This window comes from Nitrospirota bacterium, from assembly GCA_040754395.1.
In the GTDB taxonomy this organism is placed as follows: Bacteria; Nitrospirota; Thermodesulfovibrionia; order Thermodesulfovibrionales; family SM23-35; genus JBFMCL01.
Window position 1 is genome coordinate 1 of record JBFMCL010000067.1, and the last position, 1,326, is coordinate 1,326.

The 1,326-nt window shown below is 48.6% G+C and carries 1 protein-coding gene; it reads left to right on the forward strand.

Translation table 11 applies throughout. From position 1 onward, the window contains the following. The first annotated feature begins 80 nt into the window (after window positions 1–80). Window positions 81–1,178 (forward strand): IS5 family transposase, encoded by a 1,098-nt coding sequence (locus tag AB1552_14450; protein ID MEW6054958.1) that lies wholly within the window; start codon window positions 81–83, stop codon window positions 1,176–1,178. Window positions 1,179–1,326: the final 148 nt, after the last annotated feature.

Below are 1,326 nucleotides of genomic sequence, written 5' to 3' on the forward strand. Positions count from 1 at the left end.
TTAACAGGCTGCTGAAAAACCCTTCCAATGTTTATGAGCATACGGTATAGTTGATGAACGACATCGTCACAGGAGGCATGATGAGAGGCATCAACGATCTGCAAGGCTTTATGTTCAGCTATCTTTCTCCGGAACAGCGTGTTCCCCAGAATCATCCTATCAGGGCAATCAAGGAACAAGCGGATGCCGTTTTGAAGCGTATGACGAGGATATTTGACCGCATGTACAGCAAAGTTGGCCGTCCTTCGATACCACCGGAGCGTCTGTTGAAGGCTCAGATACTGATAGCCCTGTTTTCTGTTCGATCTGACAGACAGTTCTGTGAGATGCTCGACTATAACATCCTGTTTCGCTGGTTTCTGGATATGAATATGGAAGAAACCTCTATTGATGCCACTACATTTACCAAGAACCGGGATAGGCTTCTGGAGCACAAAGTAGCCCACCGGTTTTTTCAGGCAATTGTGCGGCGCGCTCGAAAGGCAGAGTTGTTGAGCGAAGAACATTTCAGCGTTGATGGGACCCTGATTGAAGCATGGGCCAGCATGAAGAGTTTTCGTCCCAAAGAAGAATCTGGAAAGGATTGTCCCCGGACTGACGATGACCCCGGCAATCCAACAGTAAATTTCCGCGGAGAAAAGCGTAGCAATGATACTCATCAGAGCACGACTGATCCGGAGAGTCGCCTGATGAAGAAGAGCAGCGGCCAGGGAGCCAAATTGAGCTATGGTGCTCATGCACTGATGGAAAACAGAAATGGCTTTTTGGTAGACCTTGCCGTCAGTCTTGCCGGAAATCGTGCTGAGCGCACTGAGGCTGAGGGCCTGATAAAGAAACTCAAAAAACAAGGCGTTCCTGTTAAAACAGTTGGAGCGGATAAGGGATATGACACCAAAGAGTTTGTCAAAGAAATGAGGATTCAGAAAGTCACGCCGCATGTAGCTGCCAATATTGAGCGCAGGGGTGGCTCTGCGATCGACGGACGAACAACCCGTCATGAAGGATACAAAGTTAGCCAGAGAATCAGAAAGAAAATCGAGGAAATCTTTGGCTGGCTTAAGACAGTCGGAGGACTGAGAAAGAGCCGGTTCCGGGGCAGAGCACGAACGGAGTTGCAGGCAATGCTGGCCGGAGCAGCTTACAATCTTATGCGAATGTCGAGGTTGCTGGCTGCGTGAACTCGGCAAAGAGACTGGAAACGAAGTCAAAGGCATCGAAAAAAGTCGATGCAGACCTTCAAACGAAGGGTTGCGCCTTCCTGCTAAAGGGATCTTTTCCAGCAATGGATCACGTTTCATCATTTTTTATGAATTTTTCAGCAGCCTG